General features: G+C 55.1%; 8 protein-coding genes. 2 read left to right on the forward strand and 6 right to left on the reverse strand.

Going from position 1 to position 6979, the window contains the following annotated elements:
* Nucleotides 1-197 precede the first annotated feature (197 nt).
* From AC0QKW_RS04715 to AC0QKW_RS04730, 4 genes are all read right to left on the reverse strand, one after another.
* Entirely contained in the window at nt 198-581 is a 384-nt protein-coding gene (locus tag AC0QKW_RS04715; RefSeq protein WP_473149903.1) for a transposase, read from the reverse strand.
* Nucleotides 582-853: 272 nt separating this feature from the next.
* Entirely contained in the window at nt 854-1282 is a 429-nt protein-coding gene (locus AC0QKW_RS04720) for a DUF7680 family protein (RefSeq protein WP_473149904.1), read from the reverse strand.
* A 40-nt stretch (nt 1283-1322) separates the two neighbouring features.
* Nucleotides 1323-4550: an ATP-binding protein gene (locus AC0QKW_RS04725; protein ID WP_473149910.1), complete on the reverse strand. Its 3228-nt coding sequence runs from the start codon at nt 4548-4550 to the stop codon at nt 1323-1325.
* A 248-nt stretch (nt 4551-4798) separates the two neighbouring features.
* On the reverse strand, nt 4799-5152 hold the full coding sequence (locus tag AC0QKW_RS04730) for a hypothetical protein (RefSeq protein ID WP_473149905.1): 354 nt from the start codon (nt 5150-5152) through the stop codon (nt 4799-4801).
* A 327-nt stretch (nt 5153-5479) separates the two neighbouring features.
* On the opposite strand from AC0QKW_RS04730, the gene AC0QKW_RS04735 reads away from it, so the two are divergent.
* On the forward strand, nt 5480-5656 hold the full coding sequence (locus tag AC0QKW_RS04735; RefSeq protein ID WP_473149906.1) for a DUF4278 domain-containing protein: 177 nt from the start codon (nt 5480-5482) through the stop codon (nt 5654-5656).
* A gap of 246 nt (nt 5657-5902) precedes the next feature.
* On the opposite strand, the gene AC0QKW_RS04740 is transcribed toward AC0QKW_RS04735, so the two are convergent.
* On the reverse strand, nt 5903-6106 hold the full coding sequence (locus tag AC0QKW_RS04740) for a hypothetical protein (protein ID WP_473149907.1): 204 nt from the start codon (nt 6104-6106) through the stop codon (nt 5903-5905).
* A complete protein-coding gene (locus AC0QKW_RS04745) occupies nt 6078-6353 on the reverse strand; it encodes a DUF2087 domain-containing protein (protein WP_473149908.1) in 276 nt (91 codons plus the stop codon). Before AC0QKW_RS04745 ends, AC0QKW_RS04740 begins: the two co-directional genes overlap by 29 nt.
* On the opposite strand from AC0QKW_RS04745, the gene AC0QKW_RS04750 reads away from it, so the two are divergent.
* Nucleotides 6298-6876 (forward strand): endonuclease/exonuclease/phosphatase family protein, encoded by a 579-nt coding sequence (locus AC0QKW_RS04750; RefSeq protein ID WP_473149909.1) that lies wholly within the window; start codon nt 6298-6300, stop codon nt 6874-6876. The genes AC0QKW_RS04745 and AC0QKW_RS04750 overlap by 56 nt on opposite strands.
* Nucleotides 6877-6979: the final 103 nt, after the last annotated feature.

Genomic DNA, 6979 nt, shown 5'->3' on the forward strand with positions numbered 1-6979 from the left:
CGAGCCTCAATGAGTCCTGACTACATGCTCACTGTCCTTGCTGCAGGGCTCGCAACCTAGCACAATGTCTCGATAGTTTTCTTGCGCTTACCCTGGGAGTGCTGCTGAGTATATGACCGTGGAAATGTTAAGCCTAGATAGTTGCTCTGCAAATGATTTCATAGTGATGTCCTCTCCTGGGCTAACTTTTTAATAGGCTATTCTGAATTAGGAAAATTTATTCTAGATATTCTATGAATTGTAAGCCGATCATTCTCATCTGCATTTTTAACTTTTTTGATTATGTGAGAAGCTGAGTTCTTGTTCACATCAATTTGCTTCGCAAGCTTTCGAGCACTAATTTTAGTTCCTGAATTAAGTAGAATACAAATTGCTAAAAACCACTTCCACAACGGCACGTGGGTATGGTGGAACAACGTTCCCACAGTCACGCTGTAGGATGTAAAGCAGTCATTGCAGTGATGTCTGAACCCCTGCTCTAGCGGTGACGATCGCTTAGAGCCACAGTAAGGGCATTGAGGTACACCATTCCAGCGAATCTTCTCTAGATAGGCGATGCACTCCTGTTGGCTCCACGCCATGTCATAAAGCCTAGGACTGAGCTTTACGACATACTAAGGCGTTAGTTTCCTATGCCGATATAAAATCCAGTAGGTTCATCAATAGACAACCCTCCACCAGTGATGCGACGGGGAGTTCGTGCTTACTAGAGCCCTCGCCTAGGCTAAGACCCCAGGCCAGACACTCGCTCCAACTTCATCATTGATCAGAATAAGTAGAATCGCTTATTTCTTCGAGGAACTTTAGCAAGATTGACAATCTGCAATTGGGTGCATCTGTTCTAGTGGCAGCATCAATCCCCCAGCAAGACCCGCATCGCCTTAAGGGCTGGCCGCTTCTTGCCGTTACTCACCTTGCCAAACCAGTAATGCGCCTCCTCATTGCTCATAGCCGCAATGCCCTCCGTCACATTGGCAATCCGCTCCGGCTTCGACAACGGCTGCAATGCCTGAAACAGCAGCGCCAAATTCACCCCCGACGTCTCACTGAGTACATAGGGAGCCTGCCGCTTGTAGCTCAGCGTCTTGGGGTCGTAGTTATTTGCCTTCAGCGCCTGGTAAATCGCCTGCCGAGCCTGCACCAGCGGCTTACCCTTCAGCCGCCCTACCCGCTTCGCCGCTGGGCGCTTCTTCTCCCCCGCCTTTTTGTAGGCACACTGGTACAGCTCCAAGGCAAAGTCATTGTTGCTTAGGGGTACAACGCGAAGCTGGAACTCTTGCATGGTGTCGTGAACCCCACAAACCGGGAAGAAGACGTCAGGTCTAGTATTCTACTCTGACTCTCAGATTCATCCTATCGACTGGGTTTCGGGTCAGTGCCTGCTGAAGCCCCTGGATCTCCGGCCCCTGAGGAGCCATGGGGGTATCTAGCTTGAGCCTCACGGTCAGCGTCAGGCTAGCCTGGGTTTCCGGCAGGTTCAGCATGCCATTCAGCGTGCTAAAGAAGCTCTGGAACCCCCGCACGTCCCCCTGGTACTCTAGCCGCACAAACTGCTGCCCTGTTTGCACCGTCACAAACTGCTCAATGTCAAATTGGTAGCGGGCCAACAGGGGTAGAGTTGTGCCCAGCTTGCGGTAATCCGTCACGTCGCTCACCGAAAAGTCCAGGGCGGCGATCGCCTGGGGCTGATAATCCCTTAACCAATCCGCCAGGTCGTTGAAAACCTTCGTAGGACTACCCTCTAGCTCCCGCTCCGTCGGCTTCTCTAAGATAGTGCCTTGGTCGTAATCCCCAGTGCCATCGCCACTATTAATGGGCTTGGTTCCTCCTAGCGGGTACAGCACCACGGTCTGCACCGCCTCGCCCATCTCCCCCGTACCGTAGTCCGCCACCACCTTGAACTCAGTCGTTTTAGCGATCTGACCCTGGTACTCATCCGAGGGCAAAAACTGGTCACCCACCAGGCTGCCATCTTGGTACAGGCTGACCTTCAACGCCTCCTTGGCCCGCCAGCGCACCTGCACTGTTCGCTCATCGCCCCCTCCGGCCAACAGCTGAGCGCTCAGCTCCACCACCTTCGGCTCAGGCGGCTTCAACAGGCCTCGCCGGTAAAGCTCCGCCCGGTCAGAAAACTCGATCGTGGTGGGCATTCCTACCACCGCCCCATCGGTTTTGATGTAAAGCTGCTCTCCTACCTTGAGATCCCACTGGCCTTCGCTCAGGCCCTTGCGGATCGTGTCCCGCAGCTTAGACACCTCCGCATCGAGCAGCATGTTTAAAGCCAAGTCCTTGGCAAACTGCTCCCGCAGTTGGCGCGTCGTCCAGTGGTCAAGCCCCGTCGGCCACACCTTTTGCAGTAGGTAGGCGGGGGCGTAAGGGGCCGCGTCCTCACCCCGTACCTTGCCGCAGTCCTTCAGCGCTTTCAGCACCACATCTTGCTGGTTGCGGTTGCCCTTCACCGTGCTGGCATCCTGGGCAGGCAGGGGGTAATGCATCAACCCCTTGGCAGCTTTCACCGGGTCGTTAGCCGGGTAAAACAGGTGGCGGTAGGCGTTGGTCAAGGCCACCCGCACCGCCAGATCCAGCTCCCCTTCCTTCTGTTTGATCTGATCCTGCTGGCTCTGGGAGAGGTCATCCATGCGGTTTTGGCTGCGCAGAATGGCCCGCACCGCCTTAAACTCGCGGGTGATGTCGATCGCCCGATCTAGCTCCTGGTCGTTGGCTAGCAAAAACAGCAGCCGGTTGCGAAAAGTGCGAAACTTACCCGACTCGCCTGTGTTGTTAAAGATCTGCTCAATCAGCGCGGGCGGGCCGTCGGTGGAGCTGCCGATCTTCGCCTCGTTAAAGTCGATGATGCACAGGGCAATGGTACTGGGATCATCGTCCACATCGTGGGCACCATCAGGGCCAGTCACCAGTTGAAAGAATTTAGTTGCAAAGATAGTGTCACGCCGGGTGCGCAGCTCTTCTTTGGCCTCGGTGACACTGACCTGCTCTTTCTCCTCGGCAATGATCTTGTTGATGGAGGGTTCTTCCTTGAACCGCGCCACGGAGGTAATGGGGTCTACATCGAGATACCAGGCCACACCGCTCAGCCGCTCCAGGGCACGGTCTACAAAGCTAATGTCTACTCCTGGGGTCAGCAGCGATAAATTCAACTCGGTGCGGCGAATGCCCGATGAAATGCCCTGGGTAAGGGAGTGCAAGAAAATCGTGCGGCCCAGCCAGGTGGAAAACGGTGGCTTACCGGCGCTGATCCACTCTTGGTCGTGCAGATGGGCGTGAGCTTCGCGACCATTGGGGTTGTAGATGTCGGCCCCAATCGGCAGGCGCATTAGAGGCCGCTGGAGACGTGAGGTCAGATCATTGGTAATTTCATCTTCTAGCCCTACCGGCAAGTGGTGAGGATGAATCATCGGCATCCGAGTATCTTGGTGCTGCCACAGGTAGCGCACCAGCCGGGCAAACAGGCGCAGGGCTCCCCGCGTGCGTTGAAACTCGGGGATAGAGGCAATCTTTTTGGTCAGCAGGTTAAACAGCTCAGGGTGAAAGGGATAGCTGTTGGCGATCGCCCTGGCGTAAGTGGCATCTTTACAACCGTCAGGCAGGTTTACCCGGCTAGCCCGAAAGGTCTGTAGGTACTCCTCAGCCGCTTTCTCCGCCGCCTCGGCGCTAATGCTGGCAAACAGACGCTGCCGCACAATGTTGTACACCTCAATGTCGTTGCTAGGGCTCAGCACCCGCTCCTGTCGGGCCGAGGCCCGAATTAGCTCCTGCTGAATCTCTGCCGTTTCCTTGGCAAAGGTGTCAGATTCCGAGGCCAGGGAATAGACAAACACCAGGTTGTTGCAGGAGGCAGCCTGATCCATCAGCGAAAACAAAAAGGCCACCACCTGCTCAGCTAGGGTGCTCTGGCCCACCATTTTGGCCTTGGCCGCCCGCAGGTGACGAGCAATCTCATCGAGAATAATCAGTGTCGGCTCTGAGCCAATCAGGCGATCGATTACCGACGTGCCGGGGCTAATGCGGTTTTCGTCTGCCCCCCGCAGCAGTTGATAGCCGTCAATGCCGCCGATTTGGTAAGCAATTTCGCCCCACAGGGTGTAGGTGGTGATGCCGGTGTCGGGGTGGTACACCCCTGCCTCTGGGTCTAAATCTCGTCCATCCACCGCCGCTACCTGGATGGGGCGGTCTGGAATTAGCGAAATATCGTCTACAAAGCGGTTGAGCCCATCAATCTGCCGCCCTTGCTTGGCCATATGCCATAGGGCAATCTCGTCGTGGGTTTTGCCGCCCCCAAAGCTAGTCTCTAGCCGAATCACCGGGGAGCCAATTAGCCGTCCGGTTAGCCGCCCAAAGACTTCGGTAATCAGGGTTTTTAGGCCATCGGTCGGAAAGGTGTTGGCCAGAAACACCGCTGGCTGCTGGTAAATTTGGGGAGCCTTCCCCTCCACCACAGGTCGGAGCTTCGCTGCGAACAAGTCGAGAGAGAGGTCACCAGAGCGAATCTCATCTCTAGGAACGCAGGTATCAAAGACAGATGGCAGCATGGGGAAGTTCTTTTGGCATTTGAGCAAGGGAGAGTCAGCCATAACCCAGGAGTGATCTAACCCTAGGGCTCTCTTAGAAGCATTCCCACAGGGGGCAGTAACCCAAGCCAGTACGGAACATCCCTCGTTGGCTCCTTAATTACACTGCAATTACACTGCTAAAACCCTAAAGCCGAATCAGCCTTAATTAAGTGTTCACATTGTGTTAGCCGCTCCCATGCCTCAGTTGTGTCGATGCATGGAAGCGGCTAACACAATGTCAAGGATTTTCCAGACAGCGTTTTAGCTTGGATATCTCGACCCGAAATGCCCAACCGGATGCCCTCGGGGTAATCCACGGTGAGGGTGCTGAAGAGATAGATTTTGCGGCCCATGTGGGCGATTGCATCCACCCTCTCCTCCGCCGACACCATCAGAGATACCGCTGTAGCGCCACCATCGATGACCACCCACCACCCACCCCATCGCTGGGTTTTCCCTGGCGGGGTTTCGCTTTGCCGATCCGCCCTGTCCCACATCCACCACACCATGATGCCTATAGAGCCACACCACGCCGCACCAATGGACTCAATACAGGGGCCACTGCGATCGTGCTGGGGCATTGTGCTTTAAAAACAAACCCCACTGGCCAGCGCTACCAGTGGGGGTTGCTCTCAGGGTGTATCTACGCTCTAGGACGCTCTCAGGAACTCGCTGTGGGCCTATGGTGCCCTTGGTTTGGGATGTCTCGTAGAGGTTGGCCAGATTGCGCCCTTTGGCGTATCCCTCGGGCCTGCTGTGATCTCATGCAGTAATAGGGCTAGGTGCGCTCACACTCAACCACTAGAACTATCACCCGCACATTACTACTGCTGTCACCCAGCCAATTGGGCATTCAGGCGACTATGAATTCATCGAGATAAGCCCCCGTCACTTAGGAACCCCCAGCTATGCAACTCACCTATCGCGGTCAATCCTACGAAACCACCGCCCCTGCTGTTGATGAGATCTCTACTGGCGAAACGGCAACCTTCATGGGCCGTCCCTACGCCCGCAAGCAGTTTACTGTTACTCAACGCCAGCAGCCTGCGGGCCTGACCTATCGCGGCGTTCGCTACACCCGGTAGTCAACAGCTTTCCTCCCAACAGACAACGACCTCAACACTCCTGACTACCCTGCTGGCGACAGTGGGGTTTTTTGTGACCTAAACTTTGCGGATCAGGTTAGTAACTACACCCCAAATTTCCATCTCTAGCGTTTGCCCTGGTTCCCGTCCTGTAGCGGGCACAAGCTTGCCGTGGTGCTTTTGTATTCTGAGGACTTGGAGAGCACCCACGATCGCCGCCACCACTAGAGAGCCATCCTGGGCGGCCTATGAGCGATCGACCACCAGCAGATCTCCCGGCTGCACCTCCTGGCCAGTCGCCATAGCCCCCTCGACTCGCATGAAGAAGGTGGCGGCGGGGTTGTGGATCAGGTGTTGGTTGTGAGGTCCAGGCTTTGCTCGATGGCATCGCCGGGGACGGGGAAACCCATAGCTAAAGTCCCTAATCGTTAAGCCAGTAAGCTGACCCATTGGGGACTCTATCCACCAGACCTCGCTCAAAGAGTTCTCGACGCAGTAAGGCTGGATCGCCAAAGGTGTGATGCTGGTTGAGGAGGGCATCAAACTCGTGTTTGGTATAGAAGACACCTGGCTCAAACTGAGTTGCTAGATACTCTAGAACGATCTGCTGAAAATAAAGGTGGCGATAAGCAATATTGTCTATGTCCCGTGTTCGGATAGTCACCTGGAATGTAGAGTGGGCATCGCCTATAAGCACTCGTGCACAGCTTATACGAGAGGCTATCTTTAACCTGCAACCCGAAGTCGTTTGCCTTACCGAAACTCACCTGAATTTTCTAGAGCAGCTAGGTGGCTACACCATCACTGGAGGCCAGGACTGGGGCTACCAATCCGCGCCTGGCCGCCGTAAAGTACTGTTATGGAGCCGAGCGCCCTGGGAATCGTTAAGAGGTGAAGAGCGGCCTCGAATGCCCCCTGGCCGCTTTGTCGCAGGAATAACTAACACTTCAGTAAGTAAGGTGTTGGTCTATGGCGTTTGCATCCCCTGGAAAGACGCGCATGTTCGCACGGGGCTAAAGAATAAGGCTCCATGGGAAGACTATGAGGCTTATCTCCTAGCACTGTCGTCAGACCCGGTTATGCATCAATCTGGGCAGCCTCTGGTGGTGTTGGGAGACTATAACCAGCAGTTGCCTCGCAAGCGATCGCCGGTACAGATGGAAAGCTTGCTGCGCAAGACATTGGTGGACACAAAGATTTGGACGGAGGGCTTGGACTGATGAGGATCAGTAGATCGAAAACTCATGATGCCGTAGGTAGATAGACAGCCCGAGCGAGCGGAAAGTGTCGTTCAACGACCTGACGGATGAAGGAGAGCATGGT

This window comes from Pseudanabaena sp. PCC 9330, assembly GCF_055795045.1.